This is a genomic window from Bacillus sp. AR2-1 (assembly GCF_008368755.1).
Taxonomy (GTDB): Bacteria; Bacillota; Bacilli; order Bacillales; family Bacillaceae_G; genus Bacillus_A; species Bacillus_A wiedmannii.
On sequence record NZ_QORY01000017.1, the window covers coordinates 52,344 to 75,285 of the forward strand.

24 protein-coding genes, 3 riboswitches and 1 other annotated feature are annotated in these 22,942 nt (G+C 35.8%); of the genes, 20 read left to right on the forward strand and 4 right to left on the reverse strand.

What is annotated here, in order from left to right:
* The first annotated feature begins 7 nt into the window (after positions 1-7).
* The 4 genes from hisI to DT250_RS18980 all read left to right on the forward strand — a co-directional run bounded on the left by hisI (position 8) and on the right by DT250_RS18980 (position 2,716).
* Complete coding sequence (gene hisI / locus DT250_RS18965; RefSeq protein WP_000426349.1) at positions 8-331, forward strand: phosphoribosyl-ATP pyrophosphatase; 324 nt, start codon at positions 8-10, stop codon at positions 329-331.
* Positions 332-344: 13 nt separating this feature from the next.
* Positions 345-1,364 carry a histidinol phosphate phosphatase domain-containing protein gene (locus DT250_RS18970; protein WP_149213540.1) on the forward strand — a complete coding sequence of 340 codons (1,020 nt, stop codon included), beginning with the start codon at positions 345-347 and terminating at the stop codon, positions 1,362-1,364.
* Between the two features lie 67 nt (positions 1,365-1,431).
* Positions 1,432-1,599, forward strand: a complete 168-nt coding sequence (locus DT250_RS18975) for a DUF4025 domain-containing protein (RefSeq protein ID WP_149213541.1) — start codon at positions 1,432-1,434, stop codon at positions 1,597-1,599.
* Between the two features lie 145 nt (positions 1,600-1,744).
* A complete protein-coding gene (locus tag DT250_RS18980; protein WP_087985506.1) occupies positions 1,745-2,716 on the forward strand; it encodes a 2-hydroxyacid dehydrogenase family protein in 972 nt (323 codons plus the stop codon).
* 29 nt (positions 2,717-2,745) lie between these two features.
* Here DT250_RS18980 and pssA read toward each other — a convergent pair whose 3' ends face one another.
* Positions 2,746-3,447: a CDP-diacylglycerol--serine O-phosphatidyltransferase gene (gene pssA / locus DT250_RS18985; protein ID WP_060489528.1), complete on the reverse strand. Its 702-nt coding sequence runs from the start codon at positions 3,445-3,447 to the stop codon at positions 2,746-2,748.
* 182 nt (positions 3,448-3,629) lie between these two features.
* Complete coding sequence (locus DT250_RS18990; RefSeq protein WP_149213542.1) at positions 3,630-5,516, reverse strand: LTA synthase family protein; 1,887 nt, start codon at positions 5,514-5,516, stop codon at positions 3,630-3,632.
* Between the two features lie 254 nt (positions 5,517-5,770).
* Between DT250_RS18990 and DT250_RS18995 the strand changes: the two genes are divergently transcribed.
* The 12 genes from DT250_RS18995 (at position 5,771) to DT250_RS19050 (ending at position 16,779) form a co-directional block, all read left to right on the forward strand.
* Complete coding sequence (locus tag DT250_RS18995; RefSeq protein WP_001228833.1) at positions 5,771-6,166, forward strand: DUF3888 domain-containing protein; 396 nt, start codon at positions 5,771-5,773, stop codon at positions 6,164-6,166.
* An 89-nt stretch (positions 6,167-6,255) separates the two neighbouring features.
* Positions 6,256-6,437, forward strand: a riboswitch (Lysine riboswitch).
* A gap of 180 nt (positions 6,438-6,617) precedes the next feature.
* Positions 6,618-7,934 (forward strand): diaminopimelate decarboxylase, encoded by a 1,317-nt coding sequence (gene lysA, locus DT250_RS19000; protein WP_149213543.1) that lies wholly within the window; start codon positions 6,618-6,620, stop codon positions 7,932-7,934.
* A gap of 116 nt (positions 7,935-8,050) precedes the next feature.
* Positions 8,051-8,159: riboswitch (SAM riboswitch) on the forward strand.
* A gap of 72 nt (positions 8,160-8,231) precedes the next feature.
* On the forward strand, positions 8,232-8,375 hold the full coding sequence (locus tag DT250_RS19005) for a YezD family protein (RefSeq protein WP_000116163.1): 144 nt from the start codon (positions 8,232-8,234) through the stop codon (positions 8,373-8,375).
* Positions 8,376-8,461: 86 nt separating this feature from the next.
* Positions 8,462-9,166: a phosphoadenylyl-sulfate reductase gene (locus tag DT250_RS19010; RefSeq protein WP_075308704.1), complete on the forward strand. Its 705-nt coding sequence runs from the start codon at positions 8,462-8,464 to the stop codon at positions 9,164-9,166.
* 38 nt (positions 9,167-9,204) lie between these two features.
* Entirely contained in the window at positions 9,205-10,341 is a 1,137-nt protein-coding gene (gene sat / locus DT250_RS19015) for a sulfate adenylyltransferase (protein WP_149213544.1), read from the forward strand.
* 12 nt (positions 10,342-10,353) lie between these two features.
* Positions 10,354-10,947: an adenylyl-sulfate kinase gene (gene cysC, locus DT250_RS19020; RefSeq protein ID WP_048561381.1), complete on the forward strand. Its 594-nt coding sequence runs from the start codon at positions 10,354-10,356 to the stop codon at positions 10,945-10,947.
* A gap of 11 nt (positions 10,948-10,958) precedes the next feature.
* Entirely contained in the window at positions 10,959-12,581 is a 1,623-nt protein-coding gene (locus DT250_RS19025) for a nitrite/sulfite reductase (RefSeq protein ID WP_097889753.1), read from the forward strand.
* A gap of 10 nt (positions 12,582-12,591) precedes the next feature.
* Complete coding sequence (locus DT250_RS19030) at positions 12,592-12,792, forward strand: DUF3906 family protein (protein ID WP_000366913.1); 201 nt, start codon at positions 12,592-12,594, stop codon at positions 12,790-12,792.
* Positions 12,793-12,877: 85 nt separating this feature from the next.
* Entirely contained in the window at positions 12,878-13,654 is a 777-nt protein-coding gene (gene cobA, locus DT250_RS19035) for a uroporphyrinogen-III C-methyltransferase (RefSeq protein WP_088062666.1), read from the forward strand.
* 1 nt (position 13,655) lies between these two features.
* On the forward strand, positions 13,656-14,411 hold the full coding sequence (locus tag DT250_RS19040; RefSeq protein WP_149213545.1) for a sirohydrochlorin chelatase: 756 nt from the start codon (positions 13,656-13,658) through the stop codon (positions 14,409-14,411).
* The gene (locus tag DT250_RS19045; protein ID WP_098147979.1) at positions 14,386-15,003 is read left to right on the forward strand and encodes an NAD(P)-binding protein; all 618 of its coding nucleotides are present in this window, start codon (positions 14,386-14,388) and stop codon (positions 15,001-15,003) included. Before DT250_RS19040 ends, DT250_RS19045 begins: the two co-directional genes overlap by 26 nt.
* A 61-nt stretch (positions 15,004-15,064) precedes the next feature.
* Positions 15,065-15,312, forward strand: a binding site (T-box leader).
* A gap of 111 nt (positions 15,313-15,423) precedes the next feature.
* Positions 15,424-16,779 (forward strand): sodium-dependent transporter, encoded by a 1,356-nt coding sequence (locus DT250_RS19050; protein WP_046958187.1) that lies wholly within the window; start codon positions 15,424-15,426, stop codon positions 16,777-16,779.
* 30 nt (positions 16,780-16,809) lie between these two features.
* On the opposite strand, the gene DT250_RS31745 is transcribed toward DT250_RS19050, so the two are convergent.
* Together DT250_RS31745 and DT250_RS19055 are read right to left on the reverse strand one after the other, a co-directional pair.
* Positions 16,810-16,971: a hypothetical protein gene (locus tag DT250_RS31745; RefSeq protein WP_001096003.1), complete on the reverse strand. Its 162-nt coding sequence runs from the start codon at positions 16,969-16,971 to the stop codon at positions 16,810-16,812.
* 102 nt (positions 16,972-17,073) lie between these two features.
* Entirely contained in the window at positions 17,074-18,345 is a 1,272-nt protein-coding gene (locus tag DT250_RS19055; RefSeq protein ID WP_097889752.1) for a murein hydrolase activator EnvC family protein, read from the reverse strand.
* A gap of 493 nt (positions 18,346-18,838) precedes the next feature.
* Here DT250_RS19055 and gltP point away from each other — a divergent pair, with 493 nt between their 5' ends.
* The 4 genes from gltP (at position 18,839) to DT250_RS19075 (ending at position 22,921) form a co-directional block, all read left to right on the forward strand.
* Positions 18,839-20,113, forward strand: coding sequence for a glutamate/aspartate:proton symporter GltP (gene gltP / locus DT250_RS19060; RefSeq protein WP_087985514.1), 1,275 nt, complete (start codon positions 18,839-18,841; stop codon positions 20,111-20,113).
* 66 nt (positions 20,114-20,179) lie between these two features.
* Positions 20,180-20,698, forward strand: a complete 519-nt coding sequence (locus DT250_RS19065) for a ribonuclease FAU-1 family protein (protein ID WP_088062674.1) — start codon at positions 20,180-20,182, stop codon at positions 20,696-20,698.
* Positions 20,699-20,818: 120 nt separating this feature from the next.
* A riboswitch (SAM riboswitch) is annotated at positions 20,819-20,924 on the forward strand.
* Between the two features lie 94 nt (positions 20,925-21,018).
* Positions 21,019-22,335, forward strand: coding sequence for a Na+/H+ antiporter NhaC family protein (locus tag DT250_RS19070; protein ID WP_088062675.1), 1,317 nt, complete (start codon positions 21,019-21,021; stop codon positions 22,333-22,335).
* Between the two features lie 229 nt (positions 22,336-22,564).
* On the forward strand, positions 22,565-22,921 hold the full coding sequence (locus DT250_RS19075) for a lmo0954 family membrane protein (protein ID WP_000808634.1): 357 nt from the start codon (positions 22,565-22,567) through the stop codon (positions 22,919-22,921).
* Positions 22,922-22,942 lie beyond the last annotated feature (21 nt).

The following is a 22,942-nucleotide window of genomic DNA, read 5'->3' on the forward strand; positions in this document are numbered from 1 at the left end:
GATACATATGGAAAATGCCTTTAAATTACTATTTGAAACAATTGAAGAACGAAAGGGAAATCCACTTCCTGAATCGTATACAAATTATTTATTTTCAAAAGGCGAAGATAAAATTTTAAAGAAAATTGGTGAAGAATGCACGGAAGTAATTATCGCATCTAAAAATAATGACAAAGAAGAATTAGTGAAAGAAATGGTTGATGTATTGTATCACTGCTTTGTTTTATTAGCTGAAAAAAATATATCATTAGAAGATGTTATGGAGGAAGTGACAGAAAGAAATGGGAAGCTTTCGCGAGTAGGGGACAGAAGTGAAATAGATACATTATAAGGGGGAAATGTAGATGAAGGTGGATTATCACATTCATTTAGAAGAAGGGCCATATTCAATAGGATGGCTAGCTAAAATAAATGAAGTGTTACAACATTATGAACCACTTAAAGAAGAGAAACATTCTATGGAATGGCTTGTGAAAACACAAGAACGCCTGCAAAGACGTGTGAAAGAAGGGCCATTTACAATGAAATGGATTGAGTTATATTTAGAAGAAGCTTTGCAAAAAGGTATAAAAGAAGTTGGTATTGCCGATCATTTATACCGTTTTTATGAAGCGAGAGAATACTATGAAAGATATGTCGATATTAGTGATTCGAGGCTTGGTCGTTTACAGAAGGAATGGTTAGACCAAGTAAGAGTAACATCACTGCATGATTTTACAAAGGCAATTGAAGAGGCGAAAGAACGGTGGAGTAAAAGAGGTGTTACGCTTAAACTTGGAATTGAAGCGGATTATTTTATTGGTGGTGAACAAGAATTACAATCTTTACTCGCATTAGGAGATTTTGATTATGTAATTGGTTCTGTTCATTTTTTAAATGGATGGGGATTTGATAATCCAGATACGAAAGAATATTTTAAGGAACATGACTTATATGCTTTATATGATACGTTTTTCAAAACGGTTGAGTGTGCAGTTCGCTCTAATTTATTTGATATTATAGCTCATCTTGATAACATAAAAGTATTTAATTATCGGTTAGATGAAAATGAACAACTTTCTTATTATAAGGAAATTGCGCGTGCGTTAGTAGAAACAAATACGGCAACGGAAATAAATGCAGGATTGTACTATCGCTATCCTGTACGCGAAATGTGTCCGAGTCCGCTATATTTACAAGTACTAGCTAAGCATGGCGTTCCAGTTACTCTCTCCTCAGATGCTCATTATCCGAATGATTTAGGGAAATATGTGGAAGAGAATATAAAGACGTTACGTAATCATGATATTTCTCACATAGCTACATTTACGAAACGAGTAAGAACGATGAGATTACTGGAAGAAGAAGTAACAATTTCAAAATGATCACGATTTTTTGATGAAAACCACCCTTTTTGTTCAAAATAAGAAAGAATAAAAAGGAGGGTAAGAAATGGCGAAACAACAAAATAAACAAAATGTACAAGTTGCACAACAACAAGCTTATACTTCTGAAACGAATGCTACATCTCAATCCGTTATTGAGGAACAAATTAGTGATACAGTTGCAGAGGGAACGATCGATGTGAAGCTTGGAAAACAATCGCAAGAAAAAGCATAAGAAGAGGGGGAGACTTGCATCTCCTCTTTTTTTGTGGAAAAGTGTCGATTTTCAAAACTATAATCAAATTCCTTGGTTTTTATATGTGGATTTCTTACAATAAAAGATAAGAGATATCTTATTTTCTATAGAAGAGGTGTTAGTAGTGGCAAAAATATTAGTAGCAGGGAAAATTCCAGCAATCGGATTAGAACTATTAAAGGATCATGATGTAGAAATGTACGATAAAGAGGCGTTAATTTCTTTAGATGAATTAACAGAGCGTGTAAAAGACAAAGATGCATTGTTAAGCCTACTTTCTACAAAGGTGACAAAAGAAGTGATTGATGCGGCACCTAATTTGAAGATTGTTGCAAACTATGGTGCTGGTTACGACAATATTGATTACACGTATGCGGGTGAAAAAGGAATTGTAGTATCGAATACACCGAAAGTATCAACTGAAGCTACTGCAGAACTAACATTTGCACTTCTTTTAGCAGCGGCACGTAGAATTCCGGAAGGTGATACGCTATGTCGTACAACTGGATTTAATGGATGGGCACCATTATTTTTCTTAGGCCGCGAAGTACACGGTAAAACAATTGGAATTATTGGCCTTGGAGAAATCGGAAAGGCAGTTGCAAAGCGTGCGAAAGCGTTTGGAATGAATGTTTTATATACAGGACCAAACCGAAAGCCTGAAGCTGAAAGTGAGCTGGAAGCAACATATGTAACATTAGAAGAATTATTACAAACAGCAGACTTTATTACAATTAACTGTGCGTATAATCCGAAATTGCACCATATGATTGATGAAGAACAGTTCAAAATGATGAAGAAAACAGCGTATATTATAAATGCTTCACGTGGACCAATCATGCATGAAGCAGCACTCGCTCATGCATTAAAAACGAATGAAATTGAAGGGGCGGCTCTTGATGTGTTTGAATTTGAACCGAAAATTACTGAAGAGCTAAAAGGGTTAAAGAATGTAGTACTTGCTCCTCACGTAGGAAATGCAACATTCGAAACGCGTGATGCGATGGCTGAAATGGCAGTAAGAAATATTTTAGCAGTATTAAACGGTGAAGAGCCTGTAACACCTGTAAATCAAAAAGTATTCGTTACAAAATAAAAAGAAACCTTCCGGTTCCGGAAGGTTTCTTATTTGTCTTTATTTGCTCTTTTAGATGGTATTTGTCTAAGAAATTGAGATAGCATATACAAAATGTATAGTGGAATAGCAATGAATAAGAAAACAGAAAAATTACCGAACCCTGTTTGGTACATTGTGATAATGATTCCAACTAAAAATAGTGTAATAATGATGCTATATCGTGGAATTGGTACATCTTTTAAACTTGGGATACGAATGCGGCTCACCATTAAAAATGCGAACGTTACAAATACTGTAATAAGAACGATTTTTGGAATGGTATGTGAAAATAATGTTAAGAAAGCAACAAGCCCTCCCGCTGCTGTAATCGGTACCCCAGTGAAATATTTCATTGAAGTAGAAGATGGTGTAACATTAAATCGAGCTAAACGATATGCTCCGAAAAGAGGGAATAGTCCCGCTATGTATAGTCCGATGATTCCATAATTGGAGAAAGATGTGTAATACATGAGAACAGCAGGTGCTGCACCAAATGTTACGACATCTGCAAGCGAGTCAAGCTCTTTTCCCATTTGTGAATCAACGCGTAATAATCGAGCAACACGCCCATCAAGACTATCTAACATCATCCCGATAAGTACTAAAATAGCAGCTGATTTATAATATCCTAAAGATGCATAGCCGATTGATAAGAATCCACTATATAAATTTCCGAGCGTAAATAAGTTTGGAATAGCTGCTCTATACAAAATCTGATCCCTTGCTTTCTGTAATAAATTCTTAATTAGTTTATGAAATTTTACTTATTTTATCATACCATAAATTTCTTCCTCATACGAAAAAAATTCCCAATTTGTGAAAGATTTCATAGCGGAATGATTTGAAAAATAAGTAAAAAAAGAAGCAACTTTTATAAAAGTTGCTTCTGGCGCTATTCAAATTTCGTTGTCATTGTTCCGGTTTTATAACGATTGTTAGGATCGAAACGTAATAAGTCTCCATAAATGAGTTTGTCGGAGAGTTTCAATTCAGTTTTTGCTTTTTCAATATTTGGTTGACATAATGAAATGTCCGCTTCTTCACCTGTATTTCGTTTATAGCACATGTTTTTTGTATAAACATAGTTTTCCGAAACGAAGCTACCATCACGCATTACCATAAGTGGATCTTCTTCTTTAATAAATAGGTCAGTTCCAAATTCAACTGATTGATTTGTTTTAATACCAAGTAAATGAAGTAGCGTTGGTTTAATATCAATTTGACCAGATACTTTAGAAATGGCTTTTCCTTCTTGACCAGGTACATGAATAATGAGAGGGACGCGTTGTAATTGCATAGAATCAAACGGTGTAATAGCATCTTTCCCAAGGAACTGAGCCATAGCTGCATTATGGTTTTCAGAAATACCGTAATGATCTCCATAAATAACAATAACGGAATTATCATACAGTCCTTCCTCTTTTAATTGTTTAATAAATAGTTTAAGAGCTTCATCCGTGTAACGAACGGTTGGGAAGTAGCGGTTTACAACACCACTTTCCGAATTAAACTCATCAACATATTGATCTTCTGGATTTAGAAGAAATGGAAAATGATTTGTTAAAGTAATAAATTTTGTATAGAACGGTTGTGGTAAAGATTTTAGCTTTGGAATCGATTGTTCAAAGAACCCTTTATCTTTTAATCCCCAACCGACAGACATTTGTTCTGTGCCTACGTAATCATTTAAATTAAAGTAACGATCATATCCAAGTGCAGGATACATTACATCACGATTCCAAAACGTTTTATCGTTTGAATGGAAGACAGCAGAAGAATATCCATATTTTTTTAATTGTTCTGGTGTAGCTGTATATTCATTTGTTGCGTGAGTAAAGAATACAGAACCGCGGTCTAACGGATAAAGTGAATTTTCAACGATAAATTCAGCATCAGAAGTTTTACCTTGTCCCGTTTGATGATAGAAGTTATCGAAATAAAAACTATCTTTAATAAATTCATTTAAAAATGGAGTGATTTCTTTTCCATTTATTTTTTTATTAATAACAAAACTTTGTGTAGATTCCATTGAAATCAAAATTACATTTTTACCTTTTGCAGCTCCAAATAAGTTTTTATCAACTTGCTTATCTTTTGAGTCTGTATAGTTTTTAATTTCAGAGAACCCGTCACCACTTGCAAATACACGTTCAGCCGAAGATTTAGATTGAAGTGTAATATCAAATAGATGATATGTGTATAAACCTAAATTTTTCACGACAGTTTGACGATCAAATGAGCGTGAGAACATTTGTGGCTTATAAATAACTGAAACGACAATTTGTAATGCTAATAGAGCTGTTACACCGCTAAAGAAAATTCGCTTCTCAGAGCGAGAAAGTGGCGTCTTGTCGCAAAATGCTGGGAATTTACGTGAAAGAAACATTAAAATAATTGCATCTGCAAATAAAAGTAATGTTTTGTACGTAAAGAGTTCTTTTATACTTGTCCCTAAATCAGCCATATTATTTGTTTGAAATAAAACTGGGAACGTAACGAAATCGTTATAAAACCCATAAAACATTGCATTTCCAAATAAAATAAAGGACAGTATAAAACTGATTCCAACTATAATGCGGTTTCGGTGTTTAGATGCAAGTAAAGCAAAACCGAAAAATAAAAGTAACGCAGCTAGTGGATTAATAAAAAGCATAAATTCTTCAAAGAAGTTATCAATTTTAATATCAAATGCTAGCTTGTACACAATATATGTTTTTATCCATAATAAAACGACTGCAACGAGTGCAAATCGCAGTTTTGGAAACAGACGTTGTAGCATAATATACTCCTCTCCTAAAAAGCATGACAGTTCTTGTGAGCCGGTTTGATTAGCGCCTCATTTTATATATACGAACAGTCCTTTGTTATTATGTTTATTATACTATGAGTATCATTATACGAAAATAAAAGAGAGTTGTGGACTTTTTTATAATAATTGAGTAGAAAAAGGGCAGTGGGAGACAATAAAACGGAGTTTCTATGTATGATAATTATCGTGCGCAGAAAGAATCGTGTAATAATACGGAGGTTATAATGCGAAAATTATTATATTTTATAGTATGCAGTAGTGTTATACTTTTTGCTTCACCGAGTGTGTCGGTAGCCCAATATGATGCACCTCTTATGGAAGATGCCCTTTATTCTGTTTTATTTCCGAAAATAAATAAAGCAATTGAAAAACAATATGGGAGCTTGAAGCCTTATCAATGTCCTAAAATTATTAGTTTAAAAAAAGTGTATAGCGGTACATATTTATTTCAAGCAAGTATTGAAGTAACGAAGTATGAACGAGTTGCTGGGAAAATTGCTCCACCATTTGAGAAGGTAACGATTACATTTAATAATGAAGAAGGCGAATGGGAAGTGTCAAAGATTTCAGTAAAGCGCTTACCAAATGATACGAAATTAAACTGTAAAAAAACAATATAAAAAATTGTTTGACAAATAAAATGGTCCTTTGGTATTGTTAATAGCAACAATTAGATGTTTGAAAATTAAATAGACTTACCTCATCTACTCTCAAAGGTAGAGGCCGCGATAGGAAAGAGTAAGCTATGGGAGATTTAATGGAATCTGTGATCATAGGTTGAAAGGGACTATTGCCGAAATATAAGAATAACCATCTTATTCATATATTGGGACTGCATTGAATAAATGTAGTACTGTCATAATATTTATTTTATGGAGAGCTATTTGGAGATGTTGATGCGGTTTCTTATTTTGAGGAGATAACAACTCGTTTATTTTTTCAATATATATTTTTCCTAATAAGAAACGCGTGTGAACATTGTTCCGCGCGTTTTTTGTCTATCTAAAAGCGTGCTGCAATGAATAGAAGATTGGGGTTATGAGTTTTAGAGGAAATAAGGGAGGAATTCAAATGTATTTACACGGCACGAGCCGAATCAATGGGCAAGGACACTTAGAAATTGGAGGATGCGATACGACGCAGCTAGCAAAACAATACGGAACACCACTTTATGTATACGATGAAGAGTCAATTCGAGGAAAGTGCCGCGCGTTTCATCGTGCGTTTAAAGAAAGTGGTTTCTCTTATCAAGTAGCATATGCAAGCAAGGCGTTCTTGTGCATGGAGATGTGCCGAGTGGCTCGTGAAGAGAATATGTCATTAGATGTTGTTTCTGGAGGAGAATTATATACTGCGCTGCAAGCAGGATTTCCGGCATCACGCATTCATTTTCACGGCAATAATAAAACAGAAGAAGAAATTGTGATGGCTCTTCAGGCGAATATTGGTTGTTTTGTCGTAGATAATTTCTTGGAATTAGAAATTTTGCATGATTTAGCAGTGCAACATGGGAAATTTGTGAACATATTAATTCGTGTAACGCCCGGAGTAGAGGCGCACACACATGAATATATTACAACAGGCCAAGATGATTCGAAATTTGGATTTGGCGTGTCAAATGGTCAAGCGATGCAAGTGATTGAGATTGCTTTACAAAAATCAAATTATAATGTGTTAGGAATTCATTCACATATCGGATCACAAATATTTGAAACGGCCGGCTTTGTGCGAGCGATTGAAGTTCTTCGTCAATTTTTAGAAGAAGTGAGAGAGCGAACAAACTATGTAGTAAAAGTGCTAAATGTAGGCGGAGGATTCGGAATACGCTACACAGAGTCAGATACACCATTAACTCTTGAGACATATGTGCGAGCTGTAACAAGTGCTATGAGGGAACAATTTACAGTATGTAATTATCCCCTGCCAGAAATATGGGTTGAACCAGGCCGTAGTATTGTAGGGGATGCTGGAACGACAATTTATACAGTCGGATCTGTGAAAGACATTCCTGGTATTCGGAAATATGTATCAGTGGATGGTGGGATGACTGATAATTTAAGACCTGCTTTATATAACGCTCGTTATGAAGCGATGTTAGCGAATCGAGGGAATGATGAGAATGAGGAACTTGTCTCGATTGCTGGGAAGTGCTGTGAGAGTGGAGATATGTTAATTTGGGATATCACTCTACCGAAAGTTGCTTCAGCCGATTTATTAGCAATTTCTTGTACAGGGGCATATGGATACTCGATGGCGAATAATTATAATCGGATTCGTAGACCAGCTGTCGTCTTCGCGAAAGGCGGCACATCACAAATTGTTGTAGAGCGTGAAACATATGAAAATATTATTGGGAACGATCGCATACGTATTAAAGAACTTGTGTGAATGGGAAAAAGGAGTTGTTCGGATGGGCAATTCCTTTTTTATAAAATAAAATAATTAAAATATATCGGAAAACTAGGATTGAAAAAAATCAGAATTGTGATAAAATACAAATACAAAGCTTATCAAGAGAAGCGGAGGGAACTGGCCCGAAGAAGCTCGGCAACCTGCTTATAGAAAGCAAGGTGCTAAATCCAGCAAAATGGAATCCATTTTGAAAGATAAGGTAAAATATATTACCGAACAGTCTTTTCGAAATGGGAAAGATTTTTTTTATGAATAAAAAGGGGGGCTGTTCGCGTGAGTGTACGGGAACATTTTGAGGAAGTATCTGAGAAAATTCAAGCGATGCTTGCTGATATGAAATATGGTTCAATTACAATTGTTGTGCAAGATGGGAAAGTCATTCAATTAGAGAAAAGTGAAAAGGTACGTTTAAAGTAAAAAGCGCTGACTAGAAAAACTAGAGGCGGTTTTAACCTATTATATTAGGTTAAAACCGTCTTTTTGCTTTTACAGGGGGAAAGAACATGTTGACGTATGAAACGTGGGAAGAAAATAATGTTTCATTTTCAGAAGAAGATGAAACGAAAGGCGCGCTATCAGTATTAAGTTGGGCTTATAAAGAATATAAAAGTGAAATTGTATACGCATGTAGCTTCGGAGTGGAAGGGATGGTATTGCTGCATCTTATAAACCAAGTAAATCCATCTGCTAAAGTTGTATTTTTAGATACGAATGTTCATTTTCAAGAAACGTATGAATTAATTCAAAAAGTGCGGAAACGATTTCCTTCATTAAATATTATAGAAAAACAGCCGGAACTTACGCTTGATGAACAAGCGAAGTTGCATGGTGAGAAATTATGGGAAAGTAATCCGAATCTTTGTTGTAAAATTAGAAAAATTTTACCGTTAGAAAAATCATTAGCAGCGGAAAAAGCTTGGATATCGGGCTTAAGGAGGGAACAATCAGAAACACGTAAGCATACAAAGTTTATAAATCAAGATCATCGCTTTCAATCTATTAAAGTTTGTCCACTCATTCATTGGACGTGGAAAGAAGTGTGGCGATATGTATACAAACATAGCTTACCGTATAACCCGCTGCATGATGTTGGATATCCAAGTATTGGGTGTGAGAAGTGTACGTTACCTGTAGGTGAGGGTGGCGATTCGAGAGATGGTAGGTGGTCTGGGAAAGTGAAAACAGAATGTGGTCTTCATTACCAATAAGATGAATTTGAAAATAAAGCTAAGAGAGGAAATAGAAAATGAGTACAAGAAACGAATTAATAAATCGTATAGACGAGACTTACGACGTATCACAAATCGAAAAAGAAATTGAACTAGACAACATTGCGTTAAGTGATTTAGAGCTATTAGCGACAGGGGGATATAGCCCACTTACTGGTTTTTTAGGAAAGAAAGATTATGATTCGGTCGTAGAAACGCTTCGCTTAGCAAACGGGAGCATATGGAGTATACCGATTATATTACCAGTAACAGAAGAAGTAGCAGAGAGTCTAAAAGCTGGAGAGGAAGTAAAACTTGTTAATGCTGAAAATGTATATGGTGTCATTCAAATAGAAGATATTTTTGTGCCTGACAAGGAAAAAGAAGCGTTACTTGTGTATAAAACGACGGATGAGGCTCATCCAGGAGTGAAAAAATTATATGAACGACCGAACGTTTATGTCGGGGGAGCTATTATTCTTACAAAACGCTTTGAAAATAATCCGTTTCCTTCTTATCATTTAGATCCAATTGAAACGAGAGAAGAATTTAAAAAACGTGGTTGGAAAACAGTGGTTGGATTTCAAACGAGAAATCCGGTACATCGTGCCCATGAATACATTCAAAAATCTGCCCTTGAAATTGTAGATGGTCTCTTTTTAAATCCACTCGTTGGGGAAACGAAATCGGACGATATTCCTGCTGATGTAAGGATGGAAAGCTATGAAGTATTACTTCAAAACTATTATCCGAAAAATCGTGTCTTTTTAGGTGTATTTCCTGCAGCAATGCGTTACGCAGGACCGAGGGAAGCGATATTCCATGCAATAGTCAGAAAGAATTTTGGATGCACCCACTTTATCGTAGGGCGCGATCATGCAGGAGTAGGAGATTATTACGGGACTTATGAAGCACAAGAAATTTTTACAAACTTTACAGTGGAAGAGTTAGGGATTACACCGTTATTTTTTGAACATAGCTTTTACTGCACGAAATGTGAAGCGATGGCTTCGACGAAAACATGCCCACACGGAAAAGAGGATCATGTCATTTTATCAGGTACGAAAGTAAGAGAACTATTAAGAAACGGTGAGGTTCCGCCGAGTACATTTAGTCGTAAAGAAGTAGTGGAAGTGCTAATTAAAGGTTTGAAAAAAGAAGTAGTAACAGAATAGGGAGAGAATGACATGGATACGAATATTACTTGGCATACAGCATCTGTTTCAAAAGATGAGAGAAGAGTAAGAAATGGGCATCATAGTTTTGTAGTTTGGTTTACTGGTCTATCAGCTTCAGGTAAATCTACGGTGGCGAACGCGGTTGCTCGTAAACTATTTGAAAAGAATATTGGAAATTATGTACTAGATGGAGATAATGTACGCCACGGTTTAAATAAAGACTTAGGTTTTTCTGAAAGTGATCGTATGGAAAACATAAGACGGATTGGTGAAGTGGCGAAGCTATTTGTAGATCAAGGTACTGTTGTTCTTACAGCGTTTATTTCACCGTTTCGAGTAGACCGAAAACAAGTTAGAGATCTATTAGCAGCAGATGAGTTTATAGAAGTGTTTGTAAAATGTCCAATTGAAGAGTGTGAAAAACGTGATCCAAAAGGGTTATACAAAAAGGCAAGACAGGGTGATATTAAAGAGTTTACTGGTGTTGATTCACCGTATGAGGAGCCAGAGAAAGCAGAGTTAATTGTAGAAACGCACAAGTATTCTATTGAAGAATGTGCAGAACAAATCGTGAAGTACTTACAAGAGCGTAGTTTTATATAGGGGGATAAAAAATGAGTTATGAAAAAGTATGGGCTAACAATGAAAAATTAAATCAGACTGAGAAAAATAAATTGAAAAAAGATGGATTGGAAATCTTTAATGATATTCCTTACTATGCAGAAAATGGCTTCGAATCTATTCCGAAAGAAGAGTGGGACGCATTCAAATGGGCAGGGTTATATTTACAAAGACCGAAAGAAGCTGGATATTTTATGATGCGTGTAAATATTCCTTCAGGGATTATTACGAATGCACAGGCAGAAGTGCTTGCTTCTATCGCTGAGGATTATGGGCGTGACGTAATAGATATTACGACAAGACAGGCGATTCAGTTTCATTGGTTAGAAATTCATCAAATTCCAGATATTTTTAAAAGATTAGCAAGAGTTGGGTTATCTTCAGCGGGGGCGTGTGGTGATATAACGCGTAATATTACAGGGAATCCACTTGCTGGTATTGATGCAAATGAACTGTTTGATACAACGGGTATTGTGAAAGAGGTATATGATTATTTCCAACATAATGAAGAGTTTTCTAACTTACCGCGTAAATTTAAAATGTCTATTAGTTCTAACATTTATAATTCAGCAAACGCAGAGATTAACTGTGTTGCATTTACACCTGCAACGAAAGAGATAGATGGTGAGAAAAAAGTTGGTTTTCATATAAAAGTAGGCGGTGGATTATCAGCCCGTCCATATTTAGCTGATGAATTAGATGTATTCGTTTTACCAGAAGAAGTGAAGGCGGTAGCAATTGCGATTGCTACGATATTCCGTGATTTTGGATACCGTGAAAAACGTCATTTAGCTCGTTTGAAATTTCTAGTTGCAGACTGGGGAGCAGAGAAATTTAAAGAGAAACTAATAGAGTATATAGGACCATTGCAAAGTAAAGGAGAAAGTGCTCTCAAAGGATGGAATGCGGGATACTTTTATGGTGTTCAAGATCAAAAACAAGATGGACTAAAATATGTAGGTTTTAATGTGCCGGTAGGACGTCTACATGCAGAAGAAATGTTTGAGATTGCAAGAATTGCTAAGCAGTATGGAAATGGACAGATTCGTACATGTAATTCGCAAAACTTTATTATTCCGAATGTTCCGCCAAAAAATGTAACAGGTTTACTAAATGAGCCGTTGTTTAAAGCCATATCAGCAAGTCCTAAATCATTTATTGGTCATGCGGTTTCCTGTACCGGTATTGAGTATTGCAATCTTGCTTTAGTAGAAACGAAAGAAAGATTACGCAAAATCGCAGAGTACTTAGATACACAAATTGCACTCGATGTTCCAGTTCGTATTCATATGGTAGGATGCCCGAATTCATGTGGGCAACGTCAAATTGCTGATATTGGATTGCAAGGGGTGAAAATGAAAACGAAGGAAAAAGGAATTGTTGAAGCATTTGAAATATACGTAGGTGGAACGCTGTTAGATGGCGGTGCTTATAACCAAAAGTTAAAAGGGAAAATAGATGGCGAGGATCTACCTGATGTACTTGCATCATTTATAAGCTATTTCAAAGAGAATAAATTACCAGCTGAAACATTTTATGATTTTGTCAGCCGTGTTGGTATAGAGACATTACAAATAGCGTTAAATACTGTGTTAGAAGAAGTAATAGCGTCTTAGGAGGGACAATATGGATTTATATCGATTTGAAGCTGTGTTAGTAAATAGTATTGTTCCGATTGTTGTTGTTGCTCAAAGTGAAGAACAGGCATTTAAGCTCGCGGAGATAGAGCTTGAAAAGCATTTTTTACCGTTACCAGAAGTAAAGGAGATTTCTCTATTTGAAAAAAAGAAGATTCGAAAAGGTGCAGCATTTGTTATTCATGAGTAGGAAAAAGGTAATACGAAATAATGAAAACTTCCATTCGTATATAAGGATGGAAGTTTCACTTTAATAGTAGAAATGAGGAGAGATGATGGGGAAGGTTTATATCGTTGGTGCAGGTCCTGGTGATCCAGATTTAATTACTGTGAAAGGGTTGAAATGTATTAAGAAGGCAGATGTTATTTTATACGACCGTCTCGTGAATAAAGAGTTGCTTTCCCATGCAAAGCCTGAAGCGGATTTAATTTATTGCGGAAAACTACCAAATTATCACACGATGAAGCAAGAGACGATTAACACGTTTCTTATTAAATATGCGAAAAAGGGAAAAGTTGTAACGAGGCTAAAGGGCGGCGATCCATTTGTATTTGGTAGAGGAGGAGAAGAAGCTGAAGCGTTAGCAAAGCAAGGGGTACCATTTGAAATCGTTCCTGGTATTTCAGCTGGAATAGCTGCTCCTGCTTATGCTGGCATTCCAGTGACACATCGTGATGCAAGTGCAAGTTTTGCTATTGTGACAGGGCATAGGAAAGAAGGTGCTGAAGAAGAAGTGAAGTGGGAAAATTTAGCGAAAGGTGTAGAGACTTTAGCTGTATATATGGGGGTTAGCAATTTACCCTACATATGTGAACAACTGATGAAGCATGGAAAAGACAAAAGTACACCTGCTGCTATTATTGAACGCGGAACGACATCAATGCAGCGCACAGTTGTTGGGACGTTAGGAACAATTGTGGATGTTGCAAAAAAAGAACAAATTCAAAATCCGAGCATGATTGTAATTGGAGAAGTGGTCCGTTTTCGAGAAAAAATCCATTGGTTTGAGAAACAGACAGAAAGTACCTATCAAGTAAGTGGAGTGTTATAAAATGAAAGCCATCTTATATATATGCCATGGAAGTCGTTTGAAAGCAGCTAAAGAAGAAGCGGTTGCATTTATTACGTCATGCATGAACCGTGTAGAGGCAAGTATTCAAGAAGTTTGTTTTTTAGAGTTAGCGAGCCCAACGATTAATGAAGGGTTCCGTACATGTGTGAAGCGTGGTGCTACAGAGATTATTGTTATTCCAGTTTTTTTATTAGCGGCAGGTCATGTGAAAAAAGATATACCGTTTGAATTGGAAAAGTTAAATAATCAATTTTCGAATGTTAAAGTGACCTACGGTAACCCGTTTGGTGTATCAGAAACACTTGTGAAATCGGTGTATAGTGGAAGTGGCATTGAACAGGAAGATAAGAATGAAGTGACGCTACTTCTCGTAGCAAGAGGGAGTAGTGATCCTGAAGTATTAAGAGATATAAACTGGATTGCTTCTTTATTTCAACATGAAGAGAAAATTAAAAAAGTAGAGGTTTGTTATTTAGCGGCTGCCGAGCCGAAATTTGAGGAGAAGTTAAAGGAAGTTGTTGAACGAAAAGAAAAGAATATGGTTGTACTGCCTTACTTATTATTTACAGGTTTACTTATGAAACATATTGAAAAAGAAGTGCGCCAATATGAGTTGGATGAGATAAAAATAAGTCCGTATTTAGGAAAGAATGAAGCATTTCAATATATGTTAATTCAGAAAACGAAGAAATTATTGAAGGGAGATCAATATGTATCCACTTACAGTGCGAGTTGAGAAGAAACGTGTTGTTGTCATTGGTGGAGGAAAAGTCGCGGGATTCAAAATTATTCCTTTACTAAAACAAGGTGCGGATATAGTTGTGGTAAGTCCTGAATTGGATGCGAATTTAGTGAAACTTGTGGAAGAAAAGAAAATTCGTTGGTATCAAAGGGAGTATGAAAAAAGTGACATTAAAGGTGCTTTTTTAGTCGTTGCAGCGAGTAGTGATGCCGTATTAAATGAACAAGTTGCTGAAGATAGCGCAGAAAATCAGTTAGTAAATGTTATTACGAACCCGGAAAGTGGTAATGTTCATTTTCCAGCGGCAATTCATCGTGGATTATTGAATGTGGCTGTTTCTACCGGAGGAGCGAGTCCGAAACTTGCAAAAAAAATTCGTGATGATATCGCAAATAAATATGATGAGGCGTATGAACCGTATCTTGATTTTTTATCCGAAGTTAGAATAAAAGTGAAAGAACTACAAATAGAGAAAAGAGAGAGAAATATATTGTTGCAAGAAGTATTAAAGTCGGTATATGTTCAAAATGAACAAAAAAGAGAATTGTTTTTACAAGAATTAGAGAGAAGAGTTCATATAGGATAATGAATAAATTGTACTTTACAACTATAAAAATATAATTTATAATCACAAGTAACTTCAATAGATGAAATCGATGAGCAAGAAGAGTATGTATATTTGATACGTTCAGAGAGCTGGGGGAAGGTGTGAGCCCGGTACGATAAAATTTACAGAATGGGCTTGCGAGAGGTATGTTGAACATTGTAGTAGGCAACCCGGGTTCCGCCGTTAAAAGGATAGAGTATCGGAATTTTCCTGTACTTGAACAAGTGGGATTTATCAATCCAATTGAGGTGGTACCACGGTATTTACATTACATATATCGTCCTCTACATGCATATTTGCGTGTAGGGGACTTTTTTATTTTCTAAAGGAGGTGTGCGAGTATGAAATGAAAGTGTATAATTAACAAAAGTTTAAATATTCAGAAAAGGAGAATTTATGATGAAAGAAACACAGCAATGGACGTCGAAAATAGGCTTTGTACTCGCAGCAGCCGGAGCCGCAGTAGGTCTTGGTGCCATATGGAAATTTCCATATGTTGCAGGTAATGGTGGGGGAGGCGCATTCTTCCTTGTATTTTTACTATTAACTTTATTTATAGGTATGCCTCTTCTAATAGCGGAATTTGTCATTGGGCGTAGCACCCAAAAAGAGGCAGTTACAGCTTATAAAGTACTAGTACCAAATAGTAAATTATATCCTTGGATTGGTCGTATGGGAGTTGTAACTTGTTTTAGTGTACTCTCTTTCTATAGTGTCGTAGGTGGATGGATTTTACTGTACTTATACTATAGTGTTACAGGAAGCTTTTGGAATGGTGTTGTTGATTATGGAAAATTATTTGGTGAAACGATTTCAAATCCAGTAAGTGCGATTGGAGCGCAATTTATCTTTATGCTTTGTACTATTTTTGTAGTAAGTAAAGGTGTAGAGAAGGGAATAGAAAAGGCAAGTAAGTATATGATGCCACTATTATTTATTTTGTTTATTGCAATCATTATTCGTGCGTTAACACTCGATGGTGCTTTTGCTGGGGTAGAGTTCTTTTTGAAACCAGATTTTTCAAAGCTGACAGCAGATACGATTTTATACGCGATGGGACAATCGTTCTTCTCGCTAACAGTAGGTGCCTCAGTAATGGTCACGTATAGTTCGTACTTGAAGAAAGAAGAACATTTAGCTAAATCAGCAACGTCTATTGTAAGTTTAACTGTTTTTATTACAGTACTTGCAGGATTAGCAATTTTCCCGGCGATTTTCGCATTAGGCGTTAAGCCGACTGAAGGACCAGGACTACTGTTTATCGTCCTTCCAGCAGTATTTGCGAAAATACCATTTGGACAATTTTTCTTCATTATGTTTTTAGTTTTATTTTTCTTTGCAACTTTAACATCTGCGATTTCCATGCTTGAAATTGTAGTAGCATCTGTTGCGAAAGATAATGAGAAAAAGCGTCCGTCAGCATCATTATTAATTGGTATTCTTATTTTTGCAGTTGGAATCCCGTCAGCATTATCGTTTGGAATTATGAGTGATGTGAAAATATTTGGTAAGACATTCTTTGATTTCGTCGATTTTTCGGTAAGTAATGTATTACTGCCGCTCGGAGTACTAGCCATTTCGCTATTCGTACCAAATAAAATGAGTAAAGAAATGTTAATGAAAGAATTAGAAGTTACGGAAACGAAAGGGAAAACATTATTTAATATTTGGTTCTTCTTGCTTCGTTATGTTATTCCAGTAACGGTAATTATTGTATTTTTAAATGCGATAGGCGTATTTAAAATGTTTGCATAATAAAAAGACGGAGATTTCTCCGTCTTTTTATTATGTTGTAGGTGTATTCAATAAACGATTATACGCTTTATAGGCTGTGACGACTGCAATGAATGATCCGATTAAAAATAATGCTGAGCCGCCAAATGTAAATAACCGGCCAATGTAAGTTTCTCTAGCTTCTTCTATTTTCTGTTGTAATTGTGTATTCATATGATTCACCTCGTAAAATATGGGCATTTAGTTGTAGTCTATGTGGAATGCCTATAGTGTGTGAAGTGGAAATAAAAAAACTCGGTATGAACCGAGTTTTTTTTATAATCCGATATAAGGAGATGGATCCACTGCGTTTGTCTTACCGACATTCCATTCTCCAAGGTGAAGTTCGAAGTGTAAATGCTGCCCGTATGATTGGCCAGTATTTCCCATGAATCCAAGTTGAGTGCCTTGTTTTACAGTTTGTCCATTTGATACAGAACGGCTACTCATATGAGCATATACTGTCGTATATGTTTTTCCGTTTATACGGTGAGATAAGTACACAACGTTTCCGTAACTAGATGATAATTCTGAGCGAATAACAACACCATCAGCAGCGGCAATAATTGGAACGGTTCCTGAGGCTGCGATATCGATTCCTTTATGGTTATCTATAGAGCGCACGCCAAACCCAGAAGTTTTTGATCCAGCTGCTGGCTTAATAAACCCGCCAATATTTGTATCGTGTGGTGTTGGAGCTGCTTGAGCTGTTTGAGCAGATGTAGTGGCTTGTTTACGAGCTTCTTCTGCCTTGCGAGCTTCTTCAGCTTTACGAGCCTCTTCGGCACGTTTTTCTTCTTCAATTGCTTTTTGAACAGCTTGACGCTGATTTTCTAAAATGCCTTTAGATTCTTCTAATCCTTCAATCTCTGAATCTACTTTTGCTACTTTCGTATGTAGATCGCTAATAAAGGTTTGCTGCTGTTGTTGGTTATTTTGTAATTCTTGCTGTTTTTGTTCTAATTTTTGCTCGGATTCTTTCAGTTGTTGCTCTTTTTTCTCAACAGCCTCTTTTTCTTTCGTCACAGCATTTTGGTCAGTTGTTTGCTTTTTAACAATATCTGTATCATTGTTTAAAATTAAACTTACAGAGTACATATTATCAACAAGATCAGCAATGTTTGTAGAATTTGTTAATACCTCTGTGATGATGTTTGTACGAGGTTTTTCTTGCATAGATTGTAAACGTTGTTTAATAACTTCCTGACGCGTATCTATGTTTGTTTGTAATTGCTCTATATGTTTCTTTTTTTCAGTAATTATTTGTTGTGTTTTACTAATTTCTTTTTTTGTATCGTTTAATTCAGCTTCGTTTTTATTAATAGAAGTAGTTAAATCGTCGATTTTCTTTTGTAATTCTTGAATTTCTTTTTCTATTTGTTCTTTCTCAACTGATTTATTTTGTAAGTCATTTTGTTTTCCTTCTAATTCAGATTGAATATTAGATAATTTATCTTGATTCGTTTCAGCGTATACGGGTGAAAGTAACGGAGAAACAAAAAGTGTTCCTGCTGCTAAAACACTAAACGCTGCAAATTTCTTTTTCATGGTTGTCTGGCTCCTTTCCCTATGAATGTTATATATCATAAGAAGAAGAGTGTCTATCGTTGTAACCATAATGTAAAGAAAATTTTATAAAGTTGCTAAGTTTTGTCGGAATTTATCATTTTTCAACAGTATTTGTAATGGTGATTTTACTTTTTTAGTTTGTGCAACAAAGGTGTATTCTAGATTTTATCTGTAAAATAAAGGGAAAAAATCGTGATTTTATATAGTGAAATTCAAGTTGAAAACCCACTAAAATACTAGTGAGGAATCGTTCTCATGTTAGGTTTTCTGACATGGGTTTTATTTTTGTCAAGAAAATTATTTGTGTTCAGGAAAAGTTATTTTGTTGTCAGATTTAATTTTTTGATTTATGATTTTTAACAGGGACAAAATGTAGTGAATTGTCGAATAATATGTAATACTCTTAATTTCAAGTTTTATAGATATAGAATGAGAGGTAGAGTGACACATCGAAGAGGGGGTTACAACAAATATGAAAAGAATAGGACTTGCATGGCAAATTTTAATTGGACTTGCCCTAGGTATCGCGGTGGGGGCAATTTTTTATGGCGATAGCACAGTTGTAGGGTACCTAAAACCAATTGGTGATATTTTTATCCGATTAATTAAAATGATCGTTGTGCCGATTGTTGTAGCAAGTATTGTTGTTGGAGTTGCTGGTGTTGGCGATGTTAAAAAACTAGGCCGATTAGGCGGGAAAACAATTCTTTATTTTGAAATTATTACAACAATTGCAATTGTTGTTGGTCTACTGGTAGCGAATATTTTCCAACCAGGAAAAGGCGTGAATATGGATCAATTAACAAAGACTGATATTTCTAAATATGCAGAAACAACAGCTCAAGTACAAAGTCATTCGTTTGCAGATACATTTGTGAATATCGTTCCAACGAATATTATGAAATCATTGGTTGAGGGCGATATGCTTGCGATTATCTTCTTCTCTGTACTATTTGGTTTAGGAGTTGCGGCGATTGGTGAAAGAGGAAGACCGGTTCTTCAATTTTTCCAAGGTGTAGCAGATGCGATGTTTTACGTGACTAACCAAGTTATGAAATTTGCACCGTTTGGTGTATTCGCATTAATTGGTGTAACAGTTTCGACGTTTGGTTTATCTTCATTAATTCCATTAGGGAAATTAGTCATAGTTGTATATGGTGCGATGATTTTCTTCGTTGTAGTCATACTAGGACTTACAGCGAAACTATTTGGAATTAACATTTTCCAATTCTTTAAGATTTTAAAAGACGAGCTGATCTTAGCATATTCTACAGCAAGTTCAGAAACAGTTTTACCAAAAATCATGGAGAAAATGGAGAAATTCGGTTGTCCGAAAGCAATTACATCTTTCGTTATTCCGACAGGTTATTCATTTAACTTAGATGGATCAACTTTATATCAAGCAATTGCAGCAATTTTCTTAGCGCAAATGTACGGTATTGAATTATCCATTACACAACAAATTACATTATTACTTGTATTAATGGTTACATCAAAAGGTATTGCGGGTGTACCGGGCGTATCATTCGTTGTATTATTAGCAACACTTGGTACAGTAGGTATTCCAGCTGAAGGTTTAGCCTTTATCGCTGGTATTGACCGTATTTTAGATATGGCTCGTACAGCAGTTAACGTTGTAGGAAACTCTTTAGCAGCTGTAGTTATGTCTAAGTGGGAAGGTCAATATGACGCTGAAAAAGGACAAGCTTATTTGAAAGAGATTTCTGAAAAAGGTCAAGCAGCTTAATTATAATTTGAACAAGCTCTCACATAATATGTGGGGGCTTTTCTATATAGAAGGGGAGCGGACGTAATGAAACGTAAATATGGTGACGGTTCTTCGTGGAAGCGACTAATAGAGAAGGATTATACGGTTAAGCAAGTGGAAGAAGGAATGCTAGGAATATTAGAAATAAAAAAGGTAAGAGAACCTAGTTGTAAAGAATATGATAGTAAAGAACTTTGTATCGCAGGGAATCAATATACGTGGATTCAATATTTCATAGACGGGAAAAACTTTGCGATTACAGCTATGTTAGATGATCAGAAAAAATTAGTGCAATATTATATCGATGTGGCGAAAGAATATAAAATTGACGACCGTGGTTTACCGTATTTTGATGATTTATATTTAGATGTAGTGTTATTACCGAACGGTAAAATGTATATATTGGATGAAGATGAGCTAGAGGATGCTTATAAAAGTGGCGATGTTACAAAAGAAGAGTATGAGTTAGCTTGGTACACTACGAAATGGATAATAGATGCAATAAAAAATAGTGAATTTTATTGGATTTCAATATTGGAAGAAGAAATCAAAAAGTTAAAATGATTGTTGTATTCAAATTTTTGTATAATTACCAAAAAAATCTATACAAAAAATAATTGACTTTTGTTTTGTAAGCGAGTAAAGTTAGGGAAGAAATTATTATTAAAAAATAAATATGAAACCTTCTTATAAAGAGAGGCGGAGGGACTGGCCCTACGATGCCTCGGCAGCGGACTCGATTTCAGAGTGCTGTGCCAAATCCAGCAAGCATGTGCTTGAAAGATGAGAAGAGCGTTCCTTATAGATGTATAAGACCTCTTCTCATTGGAAGAGGTCTTTTGTTATTCATTAGAAAAAGGTTGAAACTAGGGAGAGATGGTACTTTGAAAGAAACGAGAGGAAATGGTTTGGCTTTATTACCACTTGGGATATTTTTGGCGCTATTTATTGGTTCTGGAATTATTACAGGTGATTTCTATAAATTGCCGATACTTGTAGCAATTTCAATTGCTGTAGGAGTCGCTTTAGCAATGAATCGTAAAGAAAGTTTTAATGTAAAAGTAGAACGATTTGCTAAAGGTGCAGGGAACCCGGATATTATGATTATGGTTCTGATTTTTGTACTTGCAGGAGCATTTTCTGAAACAGCAAAAGGGATGGGCGGCGTTGATTCTACAGTTAATTTAGCGTTATCCATTTTACCGCAAGGATTTATCGTAGCTGGAATTTTTGTTATAGGGGCATTTATTTCATTAGCGATGGGAACTTCAATGGGAACAATTGCTGCATTAGCACCAATTGCTGTAGGTATTAGTGGGCAAACTGATATCTCTATTGCACTTACGATGGCTACTGTTGTTGGTGGGGCGATGTTTGGGGATAATTTATCATTTATTTCAGATACAACAATCGCAGCTGTACGTTCACAAGGAACAGAAATGAAAGATAAGTTTAAAACGAACTTTTTAATTGTATTACCAGCAGCTATTATTACAGTTGTACTATTAGTAATCGTTACTTTAGGAAGTGACACGCAGATTAAAGCGCATAGCTTTGACTGGATAAAGATTTTACCGTATGCAGGAGTACTTATTACAGCATTGCTTGGTTGGAATGTACTTATTGTGTTAACTGGTGGAACTGTACTATCCGGCGTTATAGGTCTTTTAGATGGGAGTTACACGTTAGAGAGTTTCTTTAAAAGTGTAACGACTGGAATGGGCGGTATGATGGAGTTAGTATTACTTGCTATTTTAATTGGTGGTATGGTCGAACTGATTCAATATAATGGTGGTATTCAATATTTAATGAATATTTTAACTCGTAACATTCGTTCGAAAAAAGGAGCAGAGTTCGGTATCGCTGGCTTAGTGAGTATGACGAATATGTGTACAGCGAATAATACGATTTCTATTATTTTTACAGGTCCACTTGCGAAAAACATTGCAGATCAATATGAAATTGATCCTCGTAAATCAGCGAGTGTATTAGATCTTTTCTCATGTTGTGTGCAAGGGTTAATTCCGTATGGTGCGCAAATGTTAACGGCAGCAGGATTTGCGGCGTTATCTCCGATTGAATTGTTACCATATGCGTTTTATCCTATCTTAGTTGGAGTATGTGGAATTATTTCTATATTAATTGGTTTCCCGAGGTTTTCTAAAGTAGCGGGAAAGAAAGAGTATCACAAAACAGCATAATTTAAAATGAAGTTTATGAATAGTAATGAAAGCCGTACAGAGAATGTTCTCTGTACGGCTTTTTATGTGCGATAAAAGAGTGAATCATCCTATCCTACCGCATATTTTTACAAAAGGCTGAATGCAACTCAGTCTTAAGTCTGAGTCGAAAACGGTTCTTAAGCTCGTTATGGAAAAGTGAAAAAATAGTTAAGATAAGAGTATCAAATCGAAGGGAGGCAAGCACAAGATGAAACAATTTCTAGCGTTTATCGCGGCTGGTATTTTAGCTTTAATTGCTCTTGGCAGTCTTGCTGGTATTATAGGATTCGCAATTGGAGCAGGAGTTGTGTACTGGAGCTATAAATCATTTGTGCGAGCACAATCATTTTTTGGAAAGTTAGCTTGGGGTATTGTTGGTTTGATCGGCTTGTCCATCGCCCTTTCTCATTCCCCAGCATTAATCGGTATCGCAGCATTAGTAGTTTTATACTACGGATACCGTGAGTGGAAAAAAGAAAAAAATGTAGTTGTTGATTCTGCACCAGAAAGTTCTAAACCATATAGCAACTTTGAAGATGAGTGGAACAAGTTAATGAAAAACTAATAAAAAATTAATAAAAACCAA